Source organism: Streptomyces spiramyceticus (assembly GCF_028807635.1).
Lineage (GTDB): Bacteria > Actinomycetota > Actinomycetes > Streptomycetales > Streptomycetaceae > Streptomyces > Streptomyces spiramyceticus.
On sequence record NZ_JARBAX010000002.1, the window covers coordinates 1,302,989 to 1,329,748 of the forward strand.

Below are 26,760 nucleotides of genomic sequence, written 5' to 3' on the forward strand. Positions count from 1 at the left end.
GTCAGCTAGCGGGATCGGGGGCGGAGCACGGCGGCGGCGAACACCGCGGGGGCCGTGACCAGGAGCGTGAGCGACACGAGGGACGGGCCGCCCCTGGGCTCCTTACGGGTGGCCTTCCGGTAGACGGGGATGGCGACCGGGGCGGGGGAGGGCGGTTTCAGCCGGAGGGACGGGGTGGGCGTGGGGCTGGGAGTCGGGCTGGGGGGTGGTGGCGGTGCCGGTGGGGGCGGTGGAGGCGGCGGTGGTGGCGGCTCCGGGCGTACGGGCTCGGCGACCGGCGGTGGCGGCGGTGGCGGTGGCGGTGGCGGTGGAGGAGGAGGCGGCGGTGGGGGAGGCGGGGGCGTCGTAGCCGGTTTGGGCGGCGGCTCGGGCTTCGGGCCCGCCGTGCAGACCGCACTGCCGCCCACAGCTACCGCCGAGCCCGACGACAGTTCAGCGCCGGCGGGCTGCGAGATCGAGGCGTACGCACAGTCGTCGGCCGCGGCCGGTAAGGGGCTCAGCAGCAGGCCGGTCAGGGTGGCAGCGGCCAGCAGGCGTCCAAGGAGGCGAGGGTGCACGTCGGGGAGCATGGTCCAGCGATGCGTGCCGCACGCAACGGAAGCGACCGATTCCCCTGATGGGTGGGACTTTCGGCGATTTGCGTTTGATACGGACGGCTGTCGGCGAACACGTTTGCGAAGGAGTTTGGAAATTTCTTCGGGACGCGTTGAACACGGGCGCACACCCTGCCCGTACCTAGGGCCATGAAGCGACGCACTGCAGCGCCGCAATCAACCTTCGGTACACAGGAGTTCACATGAAGACCTGGCGGAACGCCTCGCTCGCGGTGACGGCGGCGGCTGTGATGGCGCTGACGACGGCGTGCGGTCAGGACACGGCCGACCAGTCCCCCAACGGCCAGTCCGTGGGCAACGCCAACCCGGCGCAGCAGCCCGCGGACAGCGGCTACGGCTCGGACACGGGGTACGGCGAAGACTCCGGCGAACAGGCCGCACCCAAGGCCGCGGGACAACTCGCGGTCTGGGACAGCAAGAAGCTCGGGAAGGTCCTCACCGACAGCGGGGGGTTCACGCTCTACAGGTTCGACAAGGACACCGCCGAGCCGCCGAAGTCGAATTGCGACGGCGACTGTGCGAAGGCGTGGCCGGTCGTGCCCGCGGGCGACGTCAAGGCCGCCGCCGGCACCGACGCGTCGCTCATCGGCGAGGTCGCCAGGCCCGACGGCACCGCCCAGCTCACCATCGGCGGCTGGCCCATGTACCGCTTCGCCAAGGACGCCAAGCCGGGCGACGCCAAGGGTCAGGGCGTCGGGGGCACTTGGTTCGCCTCCGCCCCCGACGGCAAGAAGGCCGCACCGGGCGCGGCAGGCGGCGACGCCGAGGCCGGCGCGGGCGAGGAGGGGTCTCCCACCGACCTCGCGGGCATGTCCGTACGCAAGGACCCCAAGCTCGGTGACGTCGTCGTCGACTCCGAGGGCATGACGGTCTACCGGTTCAAGAAGGACTCGGCCTGGCCGATGAAGTCGGCCTGCACCGGCGCCTGCCTGGAGAAGTGGCCGGTCGTCCCGCCCGTCGAGAAGAACGACACCGAAGGCGTACTCAAGAAGGGCTTCGTCGTCTTCGACCGCCCCGACGGCATCAAGCAGCAGACCATCGACTGCTGGCCTGTCTACACCTTCGCGGGCGACGCGAAGCCGGGTGACACCAACGGCCAGGGCGTGGGCGGCACTTGGTACGCCGTTTCGCCCGAGGGCAAGCTGGTCGGAGCGCCCAAGTAGAACAATCCGGCAGCGTCCCCACGCTGCGGCGTTCCGGCCCGGTCGGCCCGTCCCTCCGCTTCACGCGGCAGGGGCGGGCCTGCCGCTGTTGCCCGCACATGCCTGCGGCGTGTGACCGAGAACGGACCGCGATTTTCCGCTTTTGCTCGCCCCAGTGCCTGACGGTCAGTAGCCTCGGCTCGAACACCGGTCTTGGTCATGACCGGCCTTCCTGTGGCGATGAGTTGGAGACATTGATGGAGCGACCCGCCTGGGCCCCGCAGGGCATCGACATATCGGTGCCGAGTGTGTCCCGGATCTACGACTTCTACCTGGGCGGTTCGCACAACTTCGAGGTCGACAGGGAAGCAGCCCGCAAGGCGATGGCGTTCATGCCGGGGCTTCCCAAGATCATGCAGGCGAACCGGGCATTCATGCGCCGGGCCGTCCGCTTCGCCGCGGACGAGGGCATCACCCAGTTCCTCGACATCGGCTCGGGCATACCCACCTTCGGCAACGTCCACGAAGTGGCCCAGGCCGCCAACCCCGAAGCCCGGATCATGTACATCGATCACGACCCGGTCGCCGTCGCGCACAGCGAGGCCGTGCTCGAAGGCAACGACCGGGCCGGCATTGCCGCGGTAGACCTGCGAAAGCCGCAGGAGATCCTGAGCAGTCCCGTTGTCAACGGACTCATCGACCTGGAGAGGCCGGTTGCTCTACTGCTGGTCGCGGTACTCCACTTCATTGAGGACGCCGATGACCCGCAGGCCGCTGTCGCCACCCTGCGCGACGCACTCGCGCCCGGCAGCGTCGTCATCCTCACGCACGCCTCTTACGAGGGGATCCCGCTCACCGAGGAGCAGGCGAGCGGCACGGTCGCCGTCTACCAGAACATCAGGAATCCGCTGATCATGCGTACTCGGGAAGAGATCACGCGGTTCTTCGAGGGATACACGATGGTCGACCCCGGGCTGGTCTCGATGCCGGACTGGAGGCCCGAAACGCCGTCCTCCCAGGAGGATCCGTTCGCCTTCTCGGGCTTCGCCGGAGTGGGACGCAAGGCGTGAGCGTGCCATCGCAGGCACCCGACGGCCTCGACGACAGACTCGGGCGGTTCGCGACGATCTGGAGCCGGGCCATCTTCCCGGTGACCGCAACGTCCATGACACGACCGGAGTTCGAAAGGCATTTGCTCCCGCTCGCACGGCAACTGGGCGAAGCGCTGCACCGGCGACCCTTCGACACCGGGCCCGCGCACGCAGTGGGCGCCGCCCTGGTCGCCGCGCACTGCACCGACCCGGACGCCCTGGTCCGTACGCTCGGCGTCGTCGACTCCTACCTGGTGCTGTACTGCGCGGGAGAAGAGGACTCGCACGACCGGGCGGAGGAGAACCGAGCCCGGTGCGCCCGGCTCCAGCACGCCGTCGCGGCGGGTTTCGCCGAGGCGCTGCGCGAGCGCACCCTCGCCGAGCAGGAAGCCATCACACGGTCCTCCCTCACCGCGAGCAGCGCGGCGCAGAAGGCGCTCCACGACACCGAGGTCCGCTTCCGCGCGGTCTTCGACGGCGCGGCCGTGGGCATCGGCATCGCCGACCTCGACGGCAACATCCTGGAGGTCAACGAAGCGCTCATGAGGATGTTCGGCGGACTCGAACAATACGTGCGCGGCAAGAAGGTGAGCGAGTGGGTCCACCCCGAAGACACGCCCCATGTGTGGCGGCTGTACGGGGAGCTGGTGCGGGGCGAGCGCGAGCATTACCGCGTGGAGAAGCCGTACTACCGCACTGACGGCACCGTCCTGTGGACCAACCTCACCGTCTCCCTGCTCCGCGACGCCGACGGCAAACCGCAGTACCAACTCGCCCTCATGGAAGACACCACCGAGCGCCGCCTGCTCAATCTGCGGCTCCGCTACGAGGCCACCCACGACGCGCTCACCGGGCTCCCCAACCGCACGCTCTTCTTCGAGCGCCTCGAAAAAGCACTGTCCGCGGGCGACGGCATGCGCTTCGGCCTCTGCTACCTCGATCTCGACGGCTTCAAGGCGGTCAACGACAGCCTCGGCCACTCGGCGGGCGACCGCCTGCTCGTGGAGGTCGCCGACCGCCTGCAGAGCTGCGCCACACGGCCCGGCGAGATGGTGGCCAGGCTCGGCGGCGACGAGTTCGTGGCGCTGACCACGGGGCCCGACACCCGCCAGGAGGTGGACGAGCTCGCCGCCCGCATCCTGAATGTGCTGTCGGTACCCATCCGCCTCGAAGGCCGGGAGCTGACCGTACGCGGCAGCATCGGCATTGTCGAAGGCCCCGCGGGCGAACGCGGCCCGGCGGAGGTGCTGCGCAGTGCCGACATCACGATGTACCGCGCCAAGTCGGCGGGCGGCAACCGCTTCGAGACCGCCGACGCCGAGGCGGACGCTCGTGCCATCACCCGGCACGGCCTCACCAACGCCTTGCCCGCGGCACTGGAGCGGGGCGAGTTCTTCATCGAGTACCAGCCCCTCGTGCATCTGGGCGACGGGAGTGTGCACGGCGCGGAGGCGCTCGTGCGCTGGTGCCATCCGCAGCACGGCGTCCTGGGACCGGACCGGTTCATTCCGCTGGCCGAGCACACCGGGCTGATCGTCCCGCTCGGCCGCTGGGTGCTCGAAGAGTCCGTACGCCAGGCCAGGTTCTGGCAGGAGAGGCACGCCGACGGCGGCCCGCTGCGCATCAATGTGAACCTCTCACCGATGCAGCTGCACCACCCGGGGCTCGTCGCCGACACGGTGGACGTGCTGGAACGGGCCGGGCTCGAACCGGGCGCGCTGTGCCTGGAGGTCACCGAGTCGGCACTGATCGGCGCCGACGACGACCTGCTCAAGCCGTTGCGGCAGCTCGCCGAGATGGGCGTGGACATCGCGCTCGACGACTTCGGCACCGGCTACTCCAACCTCGCCAATCTGCGCAGGCTGCCGGTGAGCGTCCTCAAGCTGGACCGTTCCTTCACCCAGTCCATGCAGCAGCACCCGGCCGATTCCGTCGACCTGAAGATCGTCGAGGGGATCGTCTCCCTGGCGCACAGCCTGAAGCTCGCCGTCACGGTCGAGGGCGTGGAGACGGGCGCACAGGCGGCGCAGCTGCGCGAACTGGGCTGCGACACCGCCCAGGGCTGGTACTACGCCAGGCCCGGCGCACCCGACCGCATTCACACTCTGCTGCTGGCCGACGCCGTCTGAGGGACGCGGCGGACACGAGAAGCGAGGAGTACGTTCTGGAGCTCGCGCGCCGCGCGCGGCGGCGCCACGTCGCTGCGGTGCGCGAGCGCGATCGTACGGCTCAGGCCCGGCCGGGCGAGGGGCGTGGCCCGCAGGTCACGCCCCGCCCGGGCGGCCACCATGCGCGGCACGACAGCGAGCCCGAGCCCGGCCCGTACGAAGCCGAGAACGGCGTCCATCTCGCCGCCCTCGACCGTGAAGGAGGGCTCGAAGCCCTCGGCCCGGCAGGCGGCGACGGTCAGTTCGCGCAGGTCGTAGCCGTGCCGGAACATCACCATCGGCTCGCCCTCAAGTTCCGCGACACGTACGGACCTTGACCTGCCGCCGGGGCGGGGGCCCGACGCCGCCGACACCACCACCAGGTCCTCGTGCAGCAGCTCGACGGTGGTCAGCGCCGGGGACGGCGTCGGCAGTGGCAGCACGACCAGGGCGAGATCGAGCGCGCCGCGCGCCAGTTCCCGTACGAGATCGTGCGAGCCGCTCTCCTCGATCAGCAGCTGGATGCCCGGGTGCAGATCGTGGAAGGTGCGCAGTACGTCCGGGAGCAGCCCGGTGCACAGACTCGGCGTCGCACCGAGCCGCACCCTGCCGCGCCGCAGCTGGGCCAGCTCCTGGACCTCGTGGCGGGCGGTGTCGGCGTCGGCGAGGATCCGGCGGGCCAGCGGCAGCAGGGCCTCGCCGGCGTCGGTGAGGGCGATGTTGCCGCGGGCCCGGGTGAAGAGGTCGGCCCCCAGCTCCTTCTCCAGCGCACGGATCTGCTGGGAGAGGGACGGCTGGGAGACATGCACCTCCTCGGCGGCATGAGTGAAGTGCAGGGTTTCGGCGACGGCCACGAAATAGCGGAGCTGCTGGAACTGCATAGGATCCACGATAGGCCATGCCTATGGACATGAGCCGTACCATGTCTTGGACCTCTGGGGCCTCCCGGACCTAGCGTCTCGTCCATGGCACTGGCTACGCGGACGGATCGAAAACCGTCCCTCACGCGCTCGCTCTGGGGCTCGACCGTCGGCAAGAAGACGGTCATGGCCGTGAGCGGTCTGATCATGCTGATGTATCTGGTCGCCCACATGCTCGGCAACCTCAAGATCTTCTTCGGTTCCGGCGAGTTCAACGCGTACGCGCACTGGCTGCGGACCATGGGCGAGCCCCTCCTGCACTACGAGTGGGCGCTGTGGATCGTGCGCGTGGTGCTGCTCGCGGCGGTGGTGCTGCACGGCGTCGCGGCGTACCAGCTCAGCAGGCTGGACCTGCGGGCCAGGCCGAGCAAGTACGTGCACAAGCGGCGCCGGGCGAGCTACGCGACGCGCACCATGCGGTGGGGCGGGATCATCCTCGGGCTGTTCATCGTCTGGCACCTGCTGGACCTGACGACCCTCACCGTGAACGAGAACGCGCAGCCGGGCCGCCCGTACGAGAACGTCCGCGCGACCTTCAACACCTGGTACGGCAACGTCATTTACATCGCGGCGGTACTGGCGCTCGGCATGCACATCAGGCACGGCTTCTGGAGCGCCGCACAGACGCTGGGCGTCGGAAACGCCCGGCGCGACCGGATCCTCAAGGCCGTGGCCAATGGCCTCGCGCTGGTGCTGACGGTGGGCTTCGTGTCCGTACCCGTGGCCGTCATGACTGGAGTGGTGAGCTGATATGAGCGAGTACGCCGACTACACGACCGGCGACCCCGTCGTCGACACCAAGGCGCCGTCCGGCCCCGTCGCGGAGCGCTGGGACACCCGCCGCTTCGAGGCCAAGCTGGTCAACCCGGCCAACCGCCGCAAGCACACCGTCATCGTCGTCGGGACCGGCCTGGCGGGCGGCGCGGCGGGTGCCACGCTCGCCGAACAGGGCTACCACGTCGTCCAGTTCTGCTACCAGGACTCGCCGCGCCGCGCCCACTCGATCGCCGCGCAGGGTGGCATCAACGCCGCCAAGAACTACCGCAACGACGGCGACTCCATCCACCGCCTCTTCTACGACACGGTCAAGGGCGGCGACTTCCGCGCCCGCGAGTCCAACGTCCACCGGCTCGCACAGATCTCCGTCGAGATCATCGACCAGTGCGTGGCGCAGGGCGTGCCCTTCGCCCGGGAGTACGGCGGCCTGCTCGACACCCGATCCTTCGGCGGCGTACAGGTGTCGCGCACCTTCTACGCCCGAGGGCAGACGGGGCAGCAGCTGCTGCTCGGCGCCTATCAGGCGCTGTCCCGGCAGATCGCGGCGGGCACCGTGGAGATGCATCCCCGCACCGAGATGCTCGACCTGATCGTCGTCGACGGGCGGGCGCGCGGCATCGTCGCCCGCGACCTGATCACCGGCCGCATCGACACCTACTTCGCGGACGCCGTGGTGCTGGCGAGCGGCGGCTACGGCAACGTCTTCTACCTCTCGACGAACGCCAAGAACTCCAACGCAACGGCGATCTGGCGGGCCCACCGCCGCGGCGCGTACTTCGCCAACCCCTGCTTCACCCAGATCCACCCCACCTGCATCCCGCGCTCCGGCGACCACCAGTCCAAGCTGACCCTGATGAGCGAGTCGCTGCGCAACGACGGCCGCATCTGGGTCCCCAAGGCGCACGGCGACACCCGCCCGCCCGCCCACATCCCCGAGGACGAGCGCGACTACTACCTGGAGCGCATCTACCCCTCTTTCGGCAACCTCGTCCCGCGCGACATCGCCTCGCGCGCCGCCAAGAACGTCTGCGACGAGGGGCGCGGCGTCGGCCCCGGCGGGCAGGGCGTCTACCTCGACTTCGCCGACGCGATCCGGCGCCTGGGCCGCAAGGCCGTCGAGGAGAAGTACGGCAACCTCTTCGAGATGTACGAGCGGATCACCGCCGAGAACCCGTACGAGGTGCCCATGCGCATCTACCCGGCGATCCACTACACGATGGGCGGCCTGTGGGTCGACTACGACCTCCAGACCACCGTCCCCGGCCTGTTCGCCATCGGCGAGGCCAACTTCTCCGACCACGGCGCCAACCGCCTCGGCGCGTCCGCGCTGATGCAGGGCCTGGCCGACGGTTACTTCGTCCTGCCGTCCACCATCAACGACTACCTGGCCCGCAACCCGCACCGCGACGACATCGACGCGACCCACCCGGAGGCCGTCAGGGCGGTCTCCGAGACCAACGACCGCCTGGAGCGGCTGCTCGCCGTTGACGGCGACCGCACCCCCGACTCCTTCCACAAGGAGATCGGTGAACTCCTGTGGGAGTACTGCGGGATGGCCCGCACCGAGGAGGGACTGCGCAAGGCGCTCGACCGCATCCCGGAGATCCGTGACGAGTTCTGGCGGCGGATCAAGGTGCCGGGTACGGGCGAGGAGCTCAACCAGTCGCTGGAGAAGGCCAACCGCATCGTCGACTACCTGGAGCTCGCCGAGCTGCTCTGCCTCGACGCACTGCACCGCGGCGAATCCTGCGGCGGCCACTTCCGCGAGGAGAGCCAGACCGGGGGCGGCGAGGCGGAGCGCAGGGACGAGGAATTCTCGTACGTCGCTGCCTGGGAGTTCCCGGGGTCCGGGGGTCGCCCCCCGGGTGAGCACAGCGTCGGTACGGGCAGCGCGCCCGTACTGCACAAGGAAGCCCTCGAATTCGCCTACGTCCACCCCACCCAGCGGAGTTACGCATGAGGCTCACCCTGCGCGTCTGGCGCCAGCGCAATGCCGAAGAACCCGGCGCCATGGTCACGTACGACGTCGACGACATCTCCGAGGACATGTCGTTCCTGGAGATGCTCGACATGCTGAACGAGACCCTGATCCTGCGTGGCGAGGAGCCGGTCGCCTTCGACCACGACTGCCGCGAGGGCATCTGCGGCGCGTGCGGTGTCGTCATCAACGGCGACGCGCACGGGCCGGAGCGCACCACCACCTGCCAGCTGCACATGCGGCACTTCGAGGACGGCGACACCGTCGACGTCGAGCCGTGGCGGGCCGGCGCGTTCCCGGTGGTCAAGGACCTCGTGGTCGACCGGTCGGCGTTCGACCGGATCATCGGCGCGGGCGGCTACATCAGCGTCCCGACGGGCGCCGCGCCCGAGGCCCACGCCACTCCGGTACCGAAGGCCGACGCCGACTACGCGTTCGAGCACGCCGAGTGCATCGGCTGCGGCGCGTGCGTGGCGGCGTGCCCGAACGGCTCGGCGATGCTTTTCACCTCCGCGAAGATCAACCACCTCAACGTGCTCCCGCAGGGCGCACCGGAGCGCGAGACCCGGGTCGTCGACATGGTGGCGACCATGGACGAAGAGGGCTTCGGCGGCTGCACCCTGACCGGCGAATGCGCGACCGCCTGCCCCAAGGGCATCCCGCTGCCGTCCATCGCCGCGATGAACAAGGAGTGGCTGCGGGCGACGAGGAAGGCGTCGAGCCGCTGACCGACCGTTTGGACGGTTTGGTGGTTGTGGGCATGCCACCCGCCGCTGCTAATCTTCCCCCGCAAGATCGGGAACGGCTGTAAGCGGGGGAAGATGGCCGGGCAGACGCAACAGGGTGGCCGAGTGAGGAACTCCGTCATGCGCAATCGACTCGCAGCCGCCCTCGCCCTGCCGCTGTCCGCCTTGGCCCTGGCCGGCTGCGGCCTCTTCGGCCCCGCAACCTACGAGGTGGACGAGAGGTCCGTCGAGGTGGACGCGGGCGACGAGTTCACGCTGTCCGTGCCGGCCAGTCCCTCGCTCGGCGAGAACTGGTACGTGGCCGATCCCCGTCCCGACCGTGACGTCGTCCGGCTCAAGGGCCAGGACGAGGACTATGAGGACGACGGCGGGAACGTCGGCGGAGGCGGCGGAACGCAGTCCTTCACCTTCCGGGCGATCGAGCCGGGCACCACGGAGATCAAGCTGCTGCACTGCCGGCTCGGCAGGTGCAACGCCGAGTTCGGCGACCCCGCGCCGTCGCCCTCGCCCTCGGAGTCGCCGTTCCCCGTCGTGAGCGGATCTCCCGGCGAGCACGACCGCGAGTACTTCGTCTACACCGTCAAGGTCCGATGACCGGATCAGAGACGCCCACGGACGCCGCCCAGCGCCCCACCAAGACCGACGACGACCCGCGCGCCCGCGTCTCCTCCGTGCCCGCGAAGAGCTTCCGTACGACGTCGAAGAGACCGGTGTACGTCGCCAGATTGGACCGGGGCGTACGGCCGATCGGGCGCTGGTCGACCTGCACCAGCCGGTCCACGGCCTCCAGCCCTTCGGCCGAGGCGCAGCCCGTCCCTGCCCACGTCTCCGTGTCCGTCCGGTCCGCCAGGAGGCCCGCGAGCACCTGCCCGACGAGAGTCGGACTTGCCGGAACCCGACACACCGGTCACGACCGTGAACACCCCGAGCGGGAATTCCGCGTCGACGCCGCGCACATTGTTCCGGTCGACCCCGTTCAGCCTCAGCAGGCCCGACGGCTCGCGGACCTCGCGCGGGGGAGCGGGCTCGCGGTCGAAGAGGAAGCGGCGGGTCGCAGACTCCGCCACCTCGGCGAGACCGTGCTCCTCGGCGCCGCGCACGCGCACATACGGGTCATGGGCACTGTGCGTCGTGCTGTGGATCGGGCGGAACTCCGTACGGCGGGGGCGCGGGCGCGCGGGGGCAAACGGCTCGATTCTAGGTGCCGGTGCGCGTAAGGCCCGCCAGCCGGGCCAGCCGCCGGTACGAGTCCAGGAGCGCGTCCCGGTCGTACGTACTCGTCGCGACCAGGTACTCGTCCGCGCCGCTGCGGCCCAGCACCTTCTCCAGGCCGTCCGCGACCTCGTCCTCCGTGCCGAACAGATGGCCGCGCAGGGCCTCCTCGAAGAGTGCCCGCTCGCGGTCGCTCATGGGCCGCGCGAGGACCTCGTCGACGGGTTCGAGCGGCGGGAACGCGCCGTGGGTCTTCGAGTACGCCGACGCCCAGGCCTCGGGCACCAGGAGCTGCCGGGCCTCCTCGGAGGTGCCGGCCACGGCGACCGACCCCGACAGCACGACGTACGGCCGCTCGCCCCAGGGGGAGGGCCGGAACGCCTCGCGGTAGCCGTCGACGGCCCGCAGCATCTCATCCTCGCCGTGCGCCGCCGCGATCACCAGCGGCAGCCCGGCCGCCGCTGCGACCTGGGCCCCGGCGCCGGTGGCCAGCACGAAGGCCGGCAGCTTCAGTCCTTCGGCAGGGTGGGCGTGGACCTGCGGATGGGCGCTCTGGTCACCGGTGAAGTAGCCGAGCAGCTCCATGAGCTGCGTGGCAAAGTCCCCGGCGGCCTCCTTGTCGCGGCCGAGCGCCCTGCGTATCCCGTTGGTGAACCCGACCGAGCGGCCCAGGCCCATGTCGATCCGGCCCGGGAAGAGCGACTCCAGTACGCCGAACTGCTCCGCCACGACGAGAGGCTGATGGTTGGGCAGCATTACCCCGCCCGTGCCGACCCGGATCGTCGACGTGGCGGCGGCGACGGCTGCGGCGAGCACGGTGGGCGCGGAGCCGGCGACGCCGGGGACGCTGTGGTGCTCCGACACCCAGAAGCGGTGATAGCCGAGGTCCTCGATCTGCCGCGCGAGGCCGACGGTGTCGCGCAGTGCGTCGGGGGCGTCGTGCCCTGTGCGGGTACGGGAGCGGTCGAGTACGGAGAACCGGGTCTGCGGGATCACTGAGCTCACGTCGGGTACAACGCGTGCGGCACGTCAGGATTCCCGGGGCGTTGCAGTGGACCTCTTTCCTTTCCCCACCCCGCAGGGCGCCCCCTATGGTTCTCACATGACCCGCAGCAGGCCACTCGCCGTGTTCGACCTGGACGGAACCCTCGCGGACACCGCGCACCGCCAGCGCTTCCTGGAGCGCACACCCCGCGACTGGGACGCCTTCTTCGCCGCCGCCCCCAACGATCCGCCACTGCCCGAAGGCGTGCGGCTCGTCCGGGAGAGCGCCCAGGACTGCGAGGTCGTCTACCTCACCGGCCGCCCCGAGCGCTGCCGCCGCGACACCGTCGACTGGCTCGCCGCGCAGGGGCTCCCCGAGGGGCGGATCCGGATGCGCCACAACGACGACCGGCGGCCCGCCCGACACACCAAACTGGACGTCCTGAAGCGGCTGGGCCGCGACCGGGAGATACGGATGCTGGTCGACGACGACGAGCTGGTCTGCATCGCGGCGGAGCAGGCCGGGTTCACGGTCGTACGCGCCCGCTGGGCCGTCACATCGGCGGCGCTCAGGGACGCGCAGGAGCGAGAAGGCCGTACCTGACCAGTTCTGATCAGGCGGTGTCGATCAGGCGCTGTCTTCGAGCCGGAAGCCGACCTTGAGGCCCACCTGAAAGTGCTCGATACGGCCGTCGACGATGTGGCCGCGCACCTGCGTCATCTCGAACCAGTCGAGACCCCGCAGAGTCTGCCTGGCCCGGTCGATGCCGTTGCGGATCGCCTGGTCGACGCCTTCGTGCGAGGTTCCGACGATTTCGGTGACCCGGTAGGTGTGGTCGGACATGCGACTCTTCCTCTCCTCGTCCACTGCTGCTACCACCGTGCCCCACCCTCCGCCGGTCCGCGAGACGAGGGGCCGGCGGAGATTCCCTGCCGGCCCCTCACAAACGGCCCCTCGCAACCCTTCGGCGTCGTCTACACCGCCACGGACAGCGACAGCGCGAACCGCTCCTCCCCGTCCGTCCACCACTGGCGCAGTTCCATCCCCGCCTCCGCCAGTTCGGCCCGTACACCGTCCCGGCGGAACTTCGCCGAGACCTCCGTACGGATCTCCTCACCCGCCTCGAAGGACACCACGAGATCCAGCTCGCGGACCTTCACCGTGAGCGCACTGCGCGCCCGCAGCCGCATCTCGATCCACTCGTTCTCGCGGTTCCACACCGCGACATGGTCGAAGTCGTCGGGGTCGAAGTCCGCGTCGAGCTCGCGGTCGATGACGGACAGGACGTTCTTGTTGAACGCGGCGGTGACGCCCTGCGCGTCGTCGTACGCCGCGACGAGCGTCGCCTCGTCCTTCACCAGGTCGGTGCCGAGCAGCAGCGCGTCCCCCGGCGCCAGCAGCGACCGTACGGACTTCAGGAACACCGCGCGCTCGTCCGGCAGCAGATTGCCGAGCGTGCCGCCGAGGAAGGCGACCAGCCGCGGACCCGGCGTCCCCGGCAGTGCGAGACCGCGCGTGAAGTCGGCGATCAGCGCGTGTACGGACAGGCCGGGACGCTCGTCGAGAAGCGATGCGGCGGCCGCGCTCAGGGCGCTCTCGCTGACGTCCACGGGGACGTAACTGTGCAACCCGGACAGAGCGTCCAGGAGATGGCGGGTCTTGTCGGACGAGCCCGAGCCCAGCTCGACCAGCGTGCGCGCGTGCGTGGCGGCCGCGATTTCGGGGGCGCGGGCGATCAGGATCTCCCGTTCCGCGCGCGTCGGGTAGTACTCGGGAAGCAGGGTGATCTCATCGAAGAGCTCGCTGCCGCGCGCGTCGTAGAACCACTTCGGCGGCAGCACTTTGGGTGTACAGGTCAGTCCGTGCAGCACGTCGGCGCGCAGGTCGGCATCGGTCGCGTCTTCGGGCAGTGTGCGGGTCAGCAGGAACGGGCTCACGCAGTGGGCTCCTTGAGCGGTGTCAGCAGAACGTCGGTGCGGGTGGCGGCGAAGAGCGTGCGGTCCGGGACCTCGCGCCAGTGCGGATCGTCGTCGTAGGGCTCGGACGCCACGACGGTGCGGCGGCCGGACTCGGCGTGGAACCAGAGCGTGTCGCCCCAGGTGGTCGCGGCGACCGTCTCGCCGTCCGTGAGGAGAAGGTTCAGCCGCGATCCCGGCGCGGCCTCGGCCAGCTCCAGGACGGTGTCGGCCAGTGCCTGCCCCAGCTCGTCGCCGTCGCGCAGCCGGTGCAGTACGAGCGCCCAGATCAGCGCCGAATCGCAGCGCGCCTCAAGGGTCAGCAGCTCGGCGGCGGGTAGAGCGGCGGCGAGCGGCGCGGCGGAGCCGGGCCAGCCCTTGAGCGCGCCGTTGTGGCTGAACAGCCAGGGCCCCGAGGCGAACGGCGCCGCCGCGGCCTCCCCGTCCGCCCCCGCCTCGGTGGCGTCCCGGACCGCGGCGAGCACGGCCCCGGAGCGTACGACCCGGGCCAGGTCGGCGAAGGACGCGTCGGCCCACATGGGCCCCCGGCGGCGGTAGCGGGCCGGCACCGGGTCGCCCTCGGCGTACCAGCCGACGCCGAAGCCGTCCGCGTTGACCGTCCCGTGCCGCTGGAGACGCGGCGCCCACGCCTGGCGGTACAGGCCGTGCGCGGGCTTCACCAGCAGGTCGCCGAGCGGCACTTCCGGTCCCACGCATGCAATGTGACGGCACATCAGATAGCCCCCTCCGTAACCGGCGCGTCCCGTGCCGTACGGAACCCGGAGAAGATCTGACGCCGAACGGGCAGGTCCCAGTTGCGGAAGGTCCCACGGCACGCCACCGGATCGACGGCGAAGGAACCCCCACGCAGCACCTTGTGCGCGCTGCCGAAGAAGACCTCGGAGTACTCGCGGTACGGGAAGGGAGCGAAGCCGGGGTAGGGCAGGAAGTCGCTCGACGTCCACTCCCAGACGTCGCCGATCAACTGCCGTACTCCCAGCGGGGACTCACCGGCGGCGTACGCGCCGACGGGCGCGGGCTGCAAGTGGCGCTGGCCGAGATTGGCCCGCTCCGAGGTGGGATCGGCGTCGCCCCACGGATAGCGCAGCGAGCGCCCCGACACCGGATCGTGCCGGGCCGCCTTCTCCCACTCGGCCTCCGAAGGCAGCCGCCGGCCCGCCCATCGCGCGTAGGCGTCGGCCTCGTACCAGCTCACATGCAGGACCGGCTCGTCCTCCGGCACGGGCTCCACCACCCCGAAGCGGCGCCGCAGCCACTCGCCGCCCTCGCGGCGCCAGAACAGTGGCGCGGACAGGTCGTTCTTCCGTACCTGGGCCCAGCCCTCGGCCGTCCACCAGCGCTCGTCCGTATAGCCGCCGTCCGCCATGAAGCGCAGATACGCGCCGTTGCTCACCGGCACCGTGTCGATGAAGAACGACGGGACGAAGCGGTGGTGCGCGGGCCGCTCATTGTCCAGCGCCCACGGCTCGGTGGAGGTGCCCATGGTGAACGGGCCGCCGGGTACGAGGACCTCGGCCGGTCGGCCCCCCGTCGCCGTGGGACGCGGCGGTGGGGGAGCGGTGAGGGCGGCGGGGCCGTGCCGCAACTGGTGGGTGATCAGCATGGTTTCGTCGTGCTGCTGCTCGTGCTGCGCGACCATCCCGAAGGCGAATCCCGCGTCGAGCAGCGGGCTGCCGTGCAGCGGAGTGCGCTCCAGTACGTCGAGTGCCCTGCCGCGCACGTCCGCCGCGTACACCCGGGCCTCGGCGGGTGCGAGCAGCGGCAGCGAGGGGCGGGCGGCGCGAGGGTGCTCGAAGGCGTCGTACACCGAGTCGATCTCGGGCCGTATCGCATCGCGCCCCGCCACGGCCCGCAGCAGCCACAACTCCTCCTGGTTGCCGATGTGCGCCAGGTCCCAGACCAGCGGTGACATCAACGGCGAGTGCTGCGCGGTCAGTTCACCGTCCTCGACGCAGTCGGTGAGCGCGGAGGTGCGCCTCCGGGCCCTGAGCAGCGCGTCGACGGCGAGTGCGCGAAGCGATTCGGGATCGGCGGGGCCGGCAGGGTCGGTGGGGCCGGTCATGTGCGGATGTCCTTCCCGTGAGCGGGGTCGAGCAGATCGTCGGCCGGACATCGCCCGTGCACGACGTACCGCTCGGTGAACTCGGCTACGGCGCACTGCACGGCAGTGGACGCGCCGATCCTGGGCAGGGCGTCGAGCGCCGCGTCGAAGCAGACCGTGGCGGCCGCCCGCAGTTCGGCGTCGGCCAGGCCGTACCGCGCGGCGTTGATCCACAGCGGATTGCGCGGGGCCGGCTGCGATCCTGCCGTGTCCGCGAGGGGCTTGACGGCCCGGTACGCGCTCTCCGACGCCTCCGGATCGTCGAAGAGCGCGGTGGTCACCGCGAGCGGAACGATCCAGCCGTTCTCGCCCTGCTGCGCGTCGATCATGCGCAGTTCGAGGTGACCGCGAGGCCGCACCGGCGGAAAGAGCGTGGTCAGGTGGTAGTCGAGGTCGGCGCGGGTCGGCGGCCGCGGCGCCCCGGAGCGTATCCAGGTACGGAAGGACAGCCCTTCCGGTACGTGCCACGCCTCGCCGTCCCCGCCCCTGACGCACATCACGGGAGCGTCCATCGCGCGGTCCGTCCACGCGCCGCGCGGCTCCGCGTCGAGCTGCGGGGCGAAGGAGCGGCCGGGCTCGATCTCCGTCCACAGGGCCTGGCGGGTGGACCGCCATCCGGTACGGCGCCGGTGGTGGAAGGGGGAGTTGGCGAACGCCGCCGACAGTACGGCGCCGAGCAGATGGGCCAGCAGCCAGCGCCGTCCGTAGCCGAGCGGGCCCGGCTCTTCGTGACCCGCGTCGAGACAGACCTGGACGGATGCCGACGAGCACATCATGGCCCGGCCGGCAGGGCCCGCGCGGTCGAGATACGCCTCCATCGCGTCGTAACGCGGCTCACGCAGAAGGCGCTTCGGGGGGTGCCAGGGATCCGTGCCGATGCCTGTGAGGCCGAGGTCCCGGGTGAGCAATGCGGCGCGTACGAGGCCGAGATCCGCGGAAACGGAGTCGATGCACTCAGTCAGGGACGAGGCCGGGGGTGAGCTGAGTTCGAGCTGGCCGCCCGGCTCGACGGTGAGCGCCGAGTCCAGCGGCAGGGCCCGCAGAGCGGTCAGGGCCGCTTCGAGGCGGGCGGGTTCGACGGAAAGTTCGGGAAGATTGAGCTCGTGGATGAACCATTCGAGTTCGACACCGACGGTGCTCGGCGGACCTGTCTTGAAACAGATGCCGCGCAGTAACGCTTCCGCACCGGCTTCGGTGACCGGTGGGCCGTCCTGCAGGAAGCCACCTCTTGGCATGGCCTGTGCCTCCTTGTCGGATCGTGCTGGAGCCCGCCCCGGGGGCCGGGACGGGCATCGCACTCCAGCTAAGCCACAGACGCAGAATCGCACAAGAGTGTCGCTTCGGCGCGGAAACTCCGTTGCGCCGGGGCGGGCGGTCGCCGACGATCTGACCTGTGAGTGCACGACTGCGGGGAATCGCGAAAGAGACCGAGACGATCGTCCGGACGGGCTGGTACGCCGCTCCGGACGGCCGCGACGTGCCCATCGGCGACGCACTGGCCGCCGCCCTCAGGGGCACCCGGATGTACGGCCCGGAGCCGGTTGCCGTCTCGCCCGCCACGGACCGTACGACGGTCTTCGAGGTCACGGGGGAGAGCAGCCTGGAGGCCGCGCGCAGGCTGACCGCCGCCGGATCCGGCGCTGTCGCGGTGCTCAACTTCGCCTCCGCGCGCAACCCTGGCGGCGGCTATCTCAACGGCGCACAGGCCCAGGAGGAGGCGCTCTGCCGCGGCTCCGCGCTGTACGCGACCCTGCTGCGCGCCCCCGGATTTTACGCTCACCACCGTGAGGACCGCAGCCCGTTCTACACCGACCGGGTCATCCATTCACCAGTCGTCCCGGTCTTCCGCGACGACCGCGGCGAGCTGCTCGACACGCCGTACGCCGTCGGATTCCTGACCTCGCCCGCGCCCAACGCGGGAGTGATCCGCAGCCGCGTCCCCGAGGAGGCGGACCGCATCCCGGCCGCGCTCGTGAGCCGCGCCGAGCGGGTGCTGGAGACGGCCGCCGCCTGCGGCTACCGGCGGCTGGTGCTGGGCGCCTGGGGCTGCGGCGTCTTCATGAACGAACCCGCTGCGGTGGCGGGCGCGTTCCGTACCCACCTCACCGGCGACGGCCGTTTCGCGCGGCACTTCGACGAGGTCGTCTTCGCCATACTCGACCGGACACGCGAGGCGGCGGTCCTCGGCGCATTCCGCACGGCGTTCGCCGATCAGCTCCTTTAGCCGTCTTCCTTTCACCCGGCTCAGATCCAGCCGTCCAGCGACGTCATGAACGCGTCGAAGTCGTCGCGGTGGATCGTGTGGCCCGCGCCTGCGACGGTGCGGACCTCGAAGCCGCGCTCCTCCAGCACGGCGGCCCTCGCCGCATCGATCAGGAAGCTCGGATCGGCGAGCTGCACCAGCGAAGGCACCACGGGTTTGTCCGGCAGCAGATCGACGCCGGACAGGGCGGCCAGGCCGAGCGCCGACGCCTCGTCCCAGACCCGCAGCGTCTCCAGCTCGATGTCGATGTCCTCCTCGTCCCAGCGCGGGTTCATCGCCGCGATCCGCTCCCTGGGCGCCGCCTTGAACTGGGCGAACAGCTCGGGGCCGAAGCCCTCGTCCGTGACGGCGAGATGCCACGCCGGGTCGGAGTACACCGCGCGCTGCGGGCGCAGCCGTTCCACGGCGAGGGACAGGGTGAGGCCGCCGAGTGAGTGGCCGACGGCCAGTTCGGCGCCGGCCGGGAGCGTATCGACGACGTCGTCGGCGAAGCCCTCCGCGCTGTACTCGCCGCGCTCGCTGGCGCCGTGGCCGCGCAGGTCGACGGCTATGACCTTGTAACCCTTGTCCGCGAGCGCGGGACCGACCCGTCGCCACGTGCGGTGGTCCGCCATGATGCCGTGGATCAGAAGCGCGATGCGGTCGCCATCGCCCCAGGTGTGGGTGTGGAGTTGCACGGTGGGCCTTTCGTGGTGGTACGGGGTGCGACGGGGTCTGACGGGTGGTCAGCGGACCGAGCGGATGGGCCGTACGGCCAGCGCGCCCAGCACCGCGAGCGCCGCCGCGACGAGAAAGAGGGTGGTGTAGCCGCCGACGCTCACGATTACCGAGGCGATGAACGGCGCGACGATCTGCGGCCCGGCGTTGGCGATGTTGAGTACGCCCATGTCGCGGGCAGCGTCCTCGGCCTTCGGCAGCACCATCGTCACGAGGGCGGTGTCCACGGCCATGTAGCAGCCGAAGGCAAGGCCGTTGAGGGCGGCGAACGCGAGCATCGCGATCCAGCTCGTCGAAACGGCGGGGACGACCAGGGCGACGGCCGACAGCGCGGCCGAGGCGCCGACGAACAGCTTGCGCCGGTCGAACCTGTCCGAGAGGTAACCGCCGAGGACGGTCGAGACGATCATGGCCACGCTGGTGACCGGCATCATGATCGCTACCGCGTCCTCGGGCTTCAGCCCGGCGGGCAGGACGGTGTGGTCCTTGATGATGTACAGGAGAAAGCCGTTCACGGCGAAGTAGCCGAGGATCAGCAGCGCGCGGCCGATGAAGGCCCAGCGGAAGTCGTGGGATCGCAACGCACTGGCGAATGCGGCCAGTTGGTCCCGTACCGGCAAGGACTCACGGACGGGCATGCGCTGCTCACGGGCGCAGCCGGTGAAGAGCACGGCCGAGGCCGCGACGAGTGCGCCGAAGATGAGGTAGCCGGTGCGGTAGTCGTCGGAGTACGCGGCGCCGAGCAGTGCGCCGGCGGTGCTGCCGAAGGGGAGCCCGAGGCCGACGGCAGCCGATGCCTTGCCGCGTGCGGTCATCGGGACGCGGTCGGGTACGACCGAGGTGATGGCGGCCTGGTAGACGTTCATCACGGCCTGGCCGAGACACCAGGCGATGGTGATCATCAGGACTGTGTGCACGCTGCCGAGCAGGAACATCGCGGGAACGGCGAGCAGGCCGCCGCCGAGGATCCAGGGATTGCGCCGCCCCGAGCGGTCGGAGAGCGCACCGGCCACGGGATTGAAGACCGTCGCGAAGATGGCGGCGACACCGGCCACGATGCCGAGGTTGGCGACCTTGTGCGCGGGGTCGACGTCTTCGACCTGGAGGGCGAGGAGTACGCCGCCGACGCCGATGTAGAGCGTGTACATGGCGGTGTTGCCGACCAGTAGCAGGGGCAGCAGGCCGCGAGTGGGCCGGAGCGGGGGAGTGGTTCCGGCATTCGTGGTGCCGGTGCCGGGGGAGGAAAGGGCCACGGTGCCCTCCAGGGGCGTCGGAAGAGGGAGGGGGGAGGGGTGGTGACACGTGTCAGCTGCGTGTGTGAGCATTGTGTAGCACTCAATTCCGGCCATCCGCCAGACCCTGCTCCATATCGATCTGAAAAGATGCCCAACGCGATGAGCCAGACACCGAAGCAGTCCGCCGAAGGTCCCGTCCCGACCAGCACCGACGTCGCACGCCTTGCAGGCGTCTCGCGCGCCACCGTCTCGTACGTCCTCAACAACACCTCGGCGGTGAGGATCAGCGAACCGACCCGCCGCCGGGTCCGCGAGGCCGCCGAGGAGCTGGGTTACGTACCGCACGCCGCCGCGCGCAGTCTGCGGGCCGGGCACACGCGGATCGTGCTGCTGCCCACGGCGCACATCCCGGTGGGTCCCCTCTACAGCCAGTTCCTCAACGAGATCCAGTGGGCGCTGCGGGCCCTCGACTACACGGTCGTGCAGTACGGCAGTATCGGCCTCGGTGCGGACGAGGCGGCCCGCGCGTGGGCGGAACTGCGTCCGGTGGCGGTCCTGTCGCTGGGCGAGATCGCTCTCACCGCGCACGGTGTTCAGGTGCTGAAGCGCTCGGGTGCGAAGGCGGTCATAACACTCGGTCCGCAGCGGGTGGAGGGTGCGCACTCGCTGGTCATGGACCAGAGGGCGATCGGCGTGGCTGCTGCGGAGCACCTGTTGGAGCGGGGGCGGCGGGGTATTGGTGTTGTTGTCCCCGCCGAGCCGGGGCTGGAGCTCTTCTCGAAGCCACGACTGGCGGGCGTGCGCAAGGCCGTTGCGGGGGCGGGGGTGGGTGCGCGGGTCGAGGCGCTGACGATGGCGTACGACGAGGAGTCCGCGGCGGGGCTCGCCGCACGCTGGCGCGATCTCGGCCTCGACGCGGTGTACGCGTACAACGACGAGTACGCACAGGTGCTGATGCGGGCGCTCCAGGACGCGGGCGTCGACGTACCGGGGGAGTGCGCGGTGGTCGGCGCGGACGACCTGCTCCTCGGCAAGCTGCTGAGGCCGCGGCTGAGTACGGTGCATGTGGAGATGCCGACGGGGCGGGAGATGGCTGAGCTGGTCGACCGGGTGGTGCGGGATCCGGGGGGTGCGGTGGAACGCCATGACTTGATGGCGGCGCGGGCGGTTCCGCGGGAGTCGAGCTGACGGTGGGGGGTGCGGGTTGCACCCCCCACCCCTAGCGGACGCCGATCGTCCCGCCGAGCACCCTCAGGTCCGCTTCGATCGCCGCCGCCGTCTCCCGCAGCGCCGGGAGCAGGCCCGACCGCATCTCCTCCGGCGTACCGTGCGCCGCGTGTCTCGCCACGTTCAGTGCGGCCACCACACGCCCGCGCCCGTCCCGCACCGGCACCGCCAGAGAGCGCAGGCCCTCCTCCAACTCCTCGTCGACCAGGGCGAAGTCGTCCGCAGCCGCCCGCTTTATGATCCGGCCGAGCTCACCAGGGGCAGTCACCGTACGACGGGTCAGCGCCGGAAGCACCTCCGGCAGCGGTGGCCGCTCACCCGCGTCCAGGCCCGCCAGCAGCACCCGGCCCATGGATGTCGCGTACGCCGGGAACCGCGTCCCCACCGTGATGTTGACGCTCATGATGCGCACCGTGGGGACACGCGCCACGTAGCGGATGTCGGCGCCGTCGAGCACCGTCAGCGACGCCGATTCGTGCACGCGCCGTACCAGCGACACCAGATGCGGCTGCGCGATCTCGGCGAGCCCCAGCTCCGAGAGGCGGGCGCAGCCGAGTTCGAGGACGCGGGGCAGCAGCCGCCACCGGCGTCCGTCCGTGGCGACGTACCCCATCTGCTCCAGCGTGAGCAGCGAGCGCCGGGCCGTCGCCCTGGCCAGCCCGGTCGCGTCGGCGACCGCCGTCAGAGCCATCCCCTCGCCCCGGTCGGCGCCGAGTGCACCGAGGACGGCGAGGCCACGCGCCAGGGACTGCAGAAAGCCGGGGCCGAGCTCGCGCTTCGCCTCCAGCGAAGTGTCCCGTACGGGCGTGATCCCCGACGGCGCCGGACGGGGCGCCGCCAGCGCCGCCTCCAACTCGCCGCGCACCGCCTGCAGTCGGGGCAGCACGGTCGCGCGCAGCGAGTCCAGGGTGTGCCGGCTGGTGTGGCTGACCACGCTCACCGCGCACAACGTCCGCCCCGCCCCGTCGCGCAGGGGTACGGCGACCGCGACCAGCCCCGGCTCGATCAGCTGGTCGTCGCCCGCCCAGCCCTCCGCGCCCGCCCGCGCCACTCGCTGCTCGAAGGCATCCGAATCCTGCGGGCGGGCCAGCGGCGGCACGGTGGCGAAGCCGGCGTCCAGCGGGTCCGTGGCCTGCCGCTCGCGCCACGTCCGCCGGCCCTCCGCGTCCCACTCCGCCGCGAACAGGGCCCCGGGCGCGCACCGTTCGGCGGGCAGCAGATCACCGATCCGGAACGCGAGCGACATGGTGCGCTGCCGCGTCGTCTGGAGTACGAACCGCACTCCCGCCACGCCGTCGTCCGGCACCGCCACCGACACCGACTCGTCGAACTCGTCCGCCAGCCGTTCCGCCGCGGTCCCGAACGCCGCCGGAATGCCGCACGCTGCCAGGTAGGCGCCGGGCAGCTCCATCAGGCGCGGTGCGAGCGTCACCTCGCGGCCGTCGCTGCGCGCGAGGCCGAGCCGGTCCAGAGTCGACACCACGCGGTCGACCGTGGAGCGCGCCAGGCCCGTGCTCCGTACGAGATCGCTGTGCCGCATCCGGTCGTCGGCGCCGGGCACGGACAGGGCGCGCAGCACGGTGAGCCCACGCTCCAATGGACCCACGGACTCGGCGGGCGGCACGGTGCTCGGCATGGGATCCCCTCCGGCAGGCCGTTGACAGCGGACGGCGGTCCGCAGAGACTCGGGACGAAGTCAGAACTGAACGATAGTTCATTCTGCGAACACGTGAATACAGGCGAAACACTCCACCACTGCGGGAGAGAGATCCGATGAGCATCCGCGACGTCTACATCGTCGACGCCGTCCGTACCCCGATCGGCAAGTTCGGAGGTGCCCTCTCCTCCGTACGTCCCGACGACCTCGCCGCGCACGTCGTCAAGTCGCTCGTCGCCCGCACCCCGGCCCTCGACCCCGCCAGGATCGACGACGTCTACTTCGGCGACGCCAACGGCGCGGGCGAGGACAACCGCGACGTGGCCAGGATGGCCGTCCTGCTCGCCGGGCTCCCCGCCTCGGTCCCCGGCGTGACCGTCAACCGCCTCTGCGGCTCCGGCCTGGAAGCCGTCATCCAGGCGGCGCGCGCCGTCGCCCTCGGTGATGCATCGGTCGCCGTCGCGGGCGGCGTCGAGTCGATGTCCCGCGCCCCCTGGGTGCTCCAGAAGCCGGAGCGCGCCTTCCCCGCCGGACACCAGCAGCTCCACTCGACGACGCTCGGCTGGCGCATGACCAATCCGCGGATGCCCGAGGAGTGGACCGTCTCGCTCGGCGAAGGCGCGGAGCTCATCGCCGACAAGCACGCCATCACGCGCGAGCAGCAGGACGCGTTCGCGCTCGCCAGCCACCGGAAGGCGGCCGCGGCCTGGGCCGAGGGACTCTACGACGGTGAGGTCGTGCCGTACGACGGCGTGGATCTCGTACGTGACGAGTGCATCCGCGAGGGCTCGACGATGGAAGCCCTCGCCAAGCTGAAGCCCGCCTTCCGCAAGAACGGCGGCAGCGTCACCGCGGGCAACGCCTCGCCGCTCAACGACGGCGCGGCGGCCCTCCTGATCGTCGACGAAGAGGGCCTGCGCGCCACCGGCCGCGAGCCGCTCGCCCGCATCCGCACCTCCGCCGTCACCGGCATCGAGCCGCAGCTCTTCGGCCTCGGCCCGGTGGAGGCGGTGCAGCGGGCGCTCGCCAAGGCGGGCCGCACCTTCGCCGACCTCACCACGTTCGAGCTCAACGAGGCCTTCGCCGCCCAGTCGCTCGGCTGCCTCGCCGAGTGGCCGGATCTCGACCCTGCCGTGGTCAACCCGCGTGGCGGCGCCATCGCCATCGGCCACCCGCTCGGCGCCTCCGGTGCGCGCCTCGCCGGATCGGTCGCCCACCAGCTGGCTGCCGCGGGATCGGGCACGGGGCTCGCCGCCCTGTGCATCGGGGTCGGCCAGGGCCTCGCCCTGGTGCTGGAGCGGTGAGCGGGTGCGCACGAGTGCAGGGATCATCGGAGCGGGCCCGTCCGGGCTCCTCCTGGCCCGGCTGCTGCACACCGCGGGCATCGACTGCGTCGTACTGGAGAACCGGACCAGGGCATACGTCGAACAGCGCCAACGCGCCGGAATCCTCGAACAGGGCACCGTCGACGCACTCCGCGACTGCGGTGCGGGCGCCCGCATGGACGCCGAAGGGCTCGTGCACCGCGGCATCGAGCTGCGCTTCGACCGGCAGCGCCACCGCATCGACTTCCCCGGCCTGACCGGCGGCCGGTCGGTGATGGTGTACGCACAGACCGAGGTCGTCAAGGACCTCGTCGCGCTCCAACTGGCCGAAGGGCCACCGCTGTTCTTCGAGGCCGAGGCACTGGCCGTCGAGAAGCCGGAGTCCGACCACCCGGTCGTCCGCTTCACCCACGGCGGCCGCGAGCAGATCCTGGAGTGCGACTACGTCGTCGGTTGCGACGGCTTCCACGGCATCGCGCGCGACACGGTCCCGGCCGGTGTGCGGCGTACGTACGAGCGGACCTACCCGTACTCCTGGCTGGGCATGCTGGCCGATGTCCCGCCGTCCTGCGACGAGTTGATCTACGCACGCGGCGAGGACGGCTTCGCGCTGCACAGCATGCGCTCGCCCAGTGTGTCGCGCCTCTATCTCCAGGTCCCGAACGGCACCGACCCCGCCGACTGGTCCGACGACCGGATCTGGGACGAGCTCGACCGGCGCTTCGCGGTCGACGGGGACTGGAACCTGGCACGCGGCCCGATCACGTCCAAGTCGGTTACGCCGATGCGGAGTTACATCACCGAGCCGATGCGATACGGGCGGGTCTTCCTGGCCGGCGATGCCGCACACATCGTGCCGCCGACCGGCGCCAAGGGGCTCAACCTGGCCGTGTCCGACGTACGCGTCCTGGCCCGCGCCTTCGAGCACCACAAACGCACCGGGTCCAGTGAACTCCTCGACTCCTACTCGGAGTTGTCCCTGCAACGTGTGTGGCAAGCCACCCGTTTCTCGTACGACATGACTACGATGTTGCACAGTCAACCAAGCGAGAATGTGTTCGACAGTCGAGTGCATCTCGCACGGCTGCACCGTCTCGCGTCCTCCCGGCCCGCCGCCGCCGAACTCGCCGCGAATTACACGGGACTTCCCCTCGACTGGGCACCCACGCGCCCAGCGACCGAGTGACTGGAGATCCGCATGCCCCTGCTCGACCCCAAGACCTGGCAGCCCGTCCGGCTCTCGGGCGGTGAGTCGGACGTCGTAGAGCCCGCCACGGGCGAGTCGCTGGGCCGCGTCGCGCTCGCCACCGCGGACGACGTCGGGGCGGCCGCCCGGGCCGCCGGGGCCGCGCAGGCGGCATGGGCGAGTACACCGCACTTCCTGCGGGCCGCGGTGCTGCGCCGCGCCGGCGACCTCTTCGCGGCGCACGCCGATGAGCTGCGCGAATGGCTCGTACGGGAGTCCGGATCCATCTCCGGCAAGGCCGACTTCGAGCTGCACGTGGCCGCCCAGGAGTGCTACGAGGCCGCCGCGCTCGCCTCCCGTCCGGCCGGTCAGGTGCTGCCGAGCGAGGCGCCCCGGCTGTCGTACACGCGCCGGGTGCCGGTCGGAGTGGTCGGCGTGATCGCGCCGTTCAACGCCCCCCTGATTCTGTCCATACGCTCCGTGGCGCCCGCGCTGGCACTGGGCAACAGCGTTCTGCTGAAGCCCGATCCCCGTACCGCGGTCTGCGGCGGCCTCGCACTGGCCGCCGTATTCGCCGAGGCGGGGCTGCCCGAGGGCCTGCTGCATGTCCTGCCGGGCGGCGCCGACGCCGGGCAGGCGCTCGTGGCCGACCCGGGCGTCCCGGTGGTGTCCTTCACCGGGTCCACAGCGGCGGGGCGCGCGGTCGGAGAGGCGGCGGGACGCCAACTCAAGCATGTACACCTTGAGTTGGGCGGAAACTCCGCGCTCGTCGTGCTGGCGGACGCCGACCTCGAAGGCGCCGTCGCCCAGGCGTCCTGGGGCTCTTTCTTCCACCAGGGCCAGATATGCATGACCACGGGCCGCCACCTCGTCCACGCCTCGCTCTACGAGGAGTACGTCGAACGGCTCGCCGCAAAGGCCGAATCGATGGTCGTCGGTGACCCGTACCGCGAGCAGGTGCACCTCGGTCCCATCATCGACCGGGGCCAACTCGCCAAGATCCACGGCCTGGTCGAGGCCAGCACTGCGGCCGGTGCCAAGCTCGTTGCGGGCGGCACGCACCGCGACCTCTTCTACCGGCCGACGGTTCTGGCGGGCGTCGACGACGGCACCCCCGCGTACGTCGAGGAGGTGTTCGGCCCGGTCGCGCCGGTACGTTCCTTCTCGACCCTCGACGAGGCGGCGGCCCTCGCTTCGGCGGGCCCGTACGGCCTCTCGCTCGGCATCGTCACCCGCGACACGGCCCTCGGCCTGGAGCTGGCGGACCGTATACCCACAGGCATCGCCCACATCAACGACCAGACGGTGAACGACGAGGCGGTGGCGCCGTTCGGAGGGGTCGCGGCGTCGGGGACCGGGGCGCGGTTCGGCGGCGAGGCGAATCTGGAGGCGTTCACGGAACTGCGCTGGACGACGGTGCGCCGCGAACCGGCGGACCACCCGTTCTAGGCCCGCTCACCG

General features: G+C 70.9%; 24 protein-coding genes and 1 pseudogene. 14 read left to right on the plus strand and 11 right to left on the minus strand.

Going from position 1 to position 26,760, the window contains the following annotated elements; all coding sequences use genetic code 11:
• The first annotated feature begins 214 nt into the window (after window positions 1-214).
• The 4 genes from PXH83_RS29275 to PXH83_RS29290 all read left to right on the plus strand — a co-directional run bounded on the left by PXH83_RS29275 (window position 215) and on the right by PXH83_RS29290 (window position 4,976).
• The gene (locus tag PXH83_RS29275) at window positions 215-349 is read left to right on the plus strand and encodes a hypothetical protein (RefSeq protein WP_274565234.1); all 135 of its coding nucleotides are present in this window, start codon (window positions 215-217) and stop codon (window positions 347-349) included.
• 447 nt (window positions 350-796) lie between these two features.
• On the plus strand, window positions 797-1,777 hold the full coding sequence (locus PXH83_RS29280) for an SCO0930 family lipoprotein (RefSeq protein ID WP_274564406.1): 981 nt from the start codon (window positions 797-799) through the stop codon (window positions 1,775-1,777).
• A 236-nt stretch (window positions 1,778-2,013) separates the two neighbouring features.
• Window positions 2,014-2,826, plus strand: a complete 813-nt coding sequence (locus tag PXH83_RS29285) for an SAM-dependent methyltransferase (protein WP_274564407.1) — start codon at window positions 2,014-2,016, stop codon at window positions 2,824-2,826.
• Window positions 2,823-4,976 carry a putative bifunctional diguanylate cyclase/phosphodiesterase gene (locus tag PXH83_RS29290; protein ID WP_274564408.1) on the plus strand — a complete coding sequence of 718 codons (2,154 nt, stop codon included), beginning with the start codon at window positions 2,823-2,825 and terminating at the stop codon, window positions 4,974-4,976. Before PXH83_RS29285 ends, PXH83_RS29290 begins: the two co-directional genes overlap by 4 nt.
• Here the strand turns inward: PXH83_RS29290 and PXH83_RS29295 are convergent.
• Complete coding sequence (locus PXH83_RS29295; RefSeq protein WP_274564409.1) at window positions 4,946-5,875, minus strand: LysR family transcriptional regulator; 930 nt, start codon at window positions 5,873-5,875, stop codon at window positions 4,946-4,948. The two genes, PXH83_RS29290 and PXH83_RS29295, sit on opposite strands and share 31 nt — an antisense overlap.
• Window positions 5,876-5,959: 84 nt before the next feature.
• On the opposite strand from PXH83_RS29295, the gene PXH83_RS29300 reads away from it, so the two are divergent.
• From PXH83_RS29300 to PXH83_RS29315, 4 genes are all read left to right on the plus strand, one after another.
• Window positions 5,960-6,664, plus strand: coding sequence for a succinate dehydrogenase (locus PXH83_RS29300; RefSeq protein ID WP_274564410.1), 705 nt, complete (start codon window positions 5,960-5,962; stop codon window positions 6,662-6,664).
• 1 nt (window position 6,665) lies between these two features.
• On the plus strand, window positions 6,666-8,651 hold the full coding sequence (locus tag PXH83_RS29305) for a fumarate reductase/succinate dehydrogenase flavoprotein subunit (protein ID WP_274564411.1): 1,986 nt from the start codon (window positions 6,666-6,668) through the stop codon (window positions 8,649-8,651).
• Window positions 8,648-9,397, plus strand: a complete 750-nt coding sequence (locus PXH83_RS29310) for a succinate dehydrogenase/fumarate reductase iron-sulfur subunit (protein ID WP_274564412.1) — start codon at window positions 8,648-8,650, stop codon at window positions 9,395-9,397. Before PXH83_RS29305 ends, PXH83_RS29310 begins: the two co-directional genes overlap by 4 nt.
• A 138-nt stretch (window positions 9,398-9,535) precedes the next feature.
• The gene (locus PXH83_RS29315) at window positions 9,536-10,009 is read left to right on the plus strand and encodes a protease inhibitor I42 family protein (protein WP_274564413.1); all 474 of its coding nucleotides are present in this window, start codon (window positions 9,536-9,538) and stop codon (window positions 10,007-10,009) included.
• Window positions 10,010-10,025: 16 nt separating this feature from the next.
• Here the strand turns inward: PXH83_RS29315 and PXH83_RS29320 are convergent.
• Together PXH83_RS29320 and PXH83_RS29325 are read right to left on the minus strand one after the other, a co-directional pair.
• Window positions 10,026-10,494 (minus strand): annotated as a pseudogene (locus tag PXH83_RS29320) (ABC transporter); the annotation flags it as partial.
• Between the two features lie 118 nt (window positions 10,495-10,612).
• Window positions 10,613-11,632, minus strand: a complete 1,020-nt coding sequence (locus PXH83_RS29325; protein WP_274564414.1) for an MsnO8 family LLM class oxidoreductase — start codon at window positions 11,630-11,632, stop codon at window positions 10,613-10,615.
• Between the two features lie 97 nt (window positions 11,633-11,729).
• Between PXH83_RS29325 and PXH83_RS29330 the strand changes: the two genes are divergently transcribed.
• Complete coding sequence (locus PXH83_RS29330) at window positions 11,730-12,215, plus strand: phosphatase domain-containing protein (protein ID WP_274564415.1); 486 nt, start codon at window positions 11,730-11,732, stop codon at window positions 12,213-12,215.
• Between the two features lie 24 nt (window positions 12,216-12,239).
• On the opposite strand, the gene PXH83_RS29335 is transcribed toward PXH83_RS29330, so the two are convergent.
• From PXH83_RS29335 to egtA, 5 genes are all read right to left on the minus strand, one after another.
• Window positions 12,240-12,455, minus strand: coding sequence for a dodecin (locus PXH83_RS29335; protein ID WP_214921423.1), 216 nt, complete (start codon window positions 12,453-12,455; stop codon window positions 12,240-12,242).
• Window positions 12,456-12,586: 131 nt separating this feature from the next.
• On the minus strand, window positions 12,587-13,549 hold the full coding sequence (gene egtD, locus PXH83_RS29340; RefSeq protein ID WP_274564416.1) for an L-histidine N(alpha)-methyltransferase: 963 nt from the start codon (window positions 13,547-13,549) through the stop codon (window positions 12,587-12,589).
• Entirely contained in the window at window positions 13,546-14,301 is a 756-nt protein-coding gene (egtC, locus tag PXH83_RS29345) for an ergothioneine biosynthesis protein EgtC (protein ID WP_274564418.1), read from the minus strand. Before egtC ends, egtD begins: the two co-directional genes overlap by 4 nt.
• The gene (gene egtB / locus PXH83_RS29350) at window positions 14,301-15,650 is read right to left on the minus strand and encodes an ergothioneine biosynthesis protein EgtB (RefSeq protein WP_274564420.1); all 1,350 of its coding nucleotides are present in this window, start codon (window positions 15,648-15,650) and stop codon (window positions 14,301-14,303) included. Before egtB ends, egtC begins: the two co-directional genes overlap by 1 nt.
• A complete protein-coding gene (gene egtA, locus PXH83_RS29355; RefSeq protein ID WP_274564421.1) occupies window positions 15,647-16,924 on the minus strand; it encodes an ergothioneine biosynthesis glutamate--cysteine ligase EgtA in 1,278 nt (425 codons plus the stop codon). Before egtA ends, egtB begins: the two co-directional genes overlap by 4 nt.
• A gap of 158 nt (window positions 16,925-17,082) precedes the next feature.
• Between egtA and PXH83_RS29360 the strand changes: the two genes are divergently transcribed.
• Window positions 17,083-17,913 (plus strand): TIGR02452 family protein, encoded by an 831-nt coding sequence (locus tag PXH83_RS29360; RefSeq protein ID WP_274564422.1) that lies wholly within the window; start codon window positions 17,083-17,085, stop codon window positions 17,911-17,913.
• Between the two features lie 20 nt (window positions 17,914-17,933).
• Here PXH83_RS29360 and PXH83_RS29365 read toward each other — a convergent pair whose 3' ends face one another.
• On the minus strand, window positions 17,934-18,629 hold the full coding sequence (locus PXH83_RS29365; protein WP_274564423.1) for an alpha/beta fold hydrolase: 696 nt from the start codon (window positions 18,627-18,629) through the stop codon (window positions 17,934-17,936).
• A 48-nt stretch (window positions 18,630-18,677) separates the two neighbouring features.
• Window positions 18,678-19,922, minus strand: a complete 1,245-nt coding sequence (locus PXH83_RS29370) for an MFS transporter (protein WP_274564424.1) — start codon at window positions 19,920-19,922, stop codon at window positions 18,678-18,680.
• A 141-nt stretch (window positions 19,923-20,063) separates the two neighbouring features.
• Here PXH83_RS29370 and PXH83_RS29375 point away from each other — a divergent pair, with 141 nt between their 5' ends.
• Window positions 20,064-21,092, plus strand: coding sequence for a LacI family DNA-binding transcriptional regulator (locus PXH83_RS29375; RefSeq protein WP_274564425.1), 1,029 nt, complete (start codon window positions 20,064-20,066; stop codon window positions 21,090-21,092).
• Between the two features lie 31 nt (window positions 21,093-21,123).
• Here the strand turns inward: PXH83_RS29375 and PXH83_RS29380 are convergent, their stop codons facing one another.
• Complete coding sequence (locus PXH83_RS29380; protein ID WP_274564426.1) at window positions 21,124-22,767, minus strand: IclR family transcriptional regulator domain-containing protein; 1,644 nt, start codon at window positions 22,765-22,767, stop codon at window positions 21,124-21,126.
• 137 nt (window positions 22,768-22,904) lie between these two features.
• Here PXH83_RS29380 and PXH83_RS29385 point away from each other — a divergent pair, with 137 nt between their 5' ends.
• From PXH83_RS29385 to PXH83_RS29395, 3 genes are read left to right on the plus strand one after another with little or no spacing between them, the layout of a single operon-like run.
• The gene (locus tag PXH83_RS29385) at window positions 22,905-24,092 is read left to right on the plus strand and encodes a thiolase family protein (RefSeq protein ID WP_274564428.1); all 1,188 of its coding nucleotides are present in this window, start codon (window positions 22,905-22,907) and stop codon (window positions 24,090-24,092) included.
• Between the two features lie 4 nt (window positions 24,093-24,096).
• On the plus strand, window positions 24,097-25,299 hold the full coding sequence (locus PXH83_RS29390; protein WP_274564430.1) for a 4-hydroxybenzoate 3-monooxygenase: 1,203 nt from the start codon (window positions 24,097-24,099) through the stop codon (window positions 25,297-25,299).
• Between the two features lie 12 nt (window positions 25,300-25,311).
• Entirely contained in the window at window positions 25,312-26,748 is a 1,437-nt protein-coding gene (locus tag PXH83_RS29395) for a benzaldehyde dehydrogenase (protein WP_274564432.1), read from the plus strand.
• Window positions 26,749-26,760: the final 12 nt, after the last annotated feature.

What these genes read in the sequence shown, in the direction of transcription:
- PXH83_RS29280 (WP_274564406.1), top strand. Translation starts at nt 797, where the DNA reads ATGAAGACCTGGCGGAACGCCTCGCTCGCGGTGACGGCGGCGGCTGTG.
- PXH83_RS29285 (WP_274564407.1), top strand. Translation starts at nt 2,014, where the DNA reads ATGGAGCGACCCGCCTGGGCCCCGCAGGGCATCGACATATCGGTGCCG.
- PXH83_RS29295 (WP_274564409.1), bottom strand. Translation starts at nt 5,875, where the DNA reads ATGCAGTTCCAGCAGCTCCGCTATTTCGTGGCCGTCGCCGAAACCCTG.
- PXH83_RS29300 (WP_274564410.1), top strand. Translation starts at nt 5,960, where the DNA reads ATGGCACTGGCTACGCGGACGGATCGAAAACCGTCCCTCACGCGCTCG.
- PXH83_RS29305 (WP_274564411.1), top strand. Translation starts at nt 6,666, where the DNA reads ATGAGCGAGTACGCCGACTACACGACCGGCGACCCCGTCGTCGACACC.
- PXH83_RS29310 (WP_274564412.1), top strand. Translation starts at nt 8,648, where the DNA reads ATGAGGCTCACCCTGCGCGTCTGGCGCCAGCGCAATGCCGAAGAACCC.
- PXH83_RS29315 (WP_274564413.1), top strand. Translation starts at nt 9,536, where the DNA reads ATGCGCAATCGACTCGCAGCCGCCCTCGCCCTGCCGCTGTCCGCCTTG.
- PXH83_RS29330 (WP_274564415.1), top strand. Translation starts at nt 11,730, where the DNA reads ATGACCCGCAGCAGGCCACTCGCCGTGTTCGACCTGGACGGAACCCTC.
- PXH83_RS29335 (WP_214921423.1), bottom strand. Translation starts at nt 12,455, where the DNA reads ATGTCCGACCACACCTACCGGGTCACCGAAATCGTCGGAACCTCGCAC.
- egtC (WP_274564418.1), bottom strand. Translation starts at nt 14,301, where the DNA reads ATGTGCCGTCACATTGCATGCGTGGGACCGGAAGTGCCGCTCGGCGAC.
- egtB (WP_274564420.1), bottom strand. Translation starts at nt 15,650, where the DNA reads ATGACCGGCCCCACCGACCCTGCCGGCCCCGCCGATCCCGAATCGCTT.
- egtA (WP_274564421.1), bottom strand. Translation starts at nt 16,924, where the DNA reads ATGCCAAGAGGTGGCTTCCTGCAGGACGGCCCACCGGTCACCGAAGCC.
- PXH83_RS29375 (WP_274564425.1), top strand. Translation starts at nt 20,064, where the DNA reads ATGAGCCAGACACCGAAGCAGTCCGCCGAAGGTCCCGTCCCGACCAGC.
- PXH83_RS29380 (WP_274564426.1), bottom strand. Translation starts at nt 22,767, where the DNA reads ATGCCGAGCACCGTGCCGCCCGCCGAGTCCGTGGGTCCATTGGAGCGT.
- PXH83_RS29385 (WP_274564428.1), top strand. Translation starts at nt 22,905, where the DNA reads ATGAGCATCCGCGACGTCTACATCGTCGACGCCGTCCGTACCCCGATC.
- PXH83_RS29395 (WP_274564432.1), top strand. Translation starts at nt 25,312, where the DNA reads ATGCCCCTGCTCGACCCCAAGACCTGGCAGCCCGTCCGGCTCTCGGGC.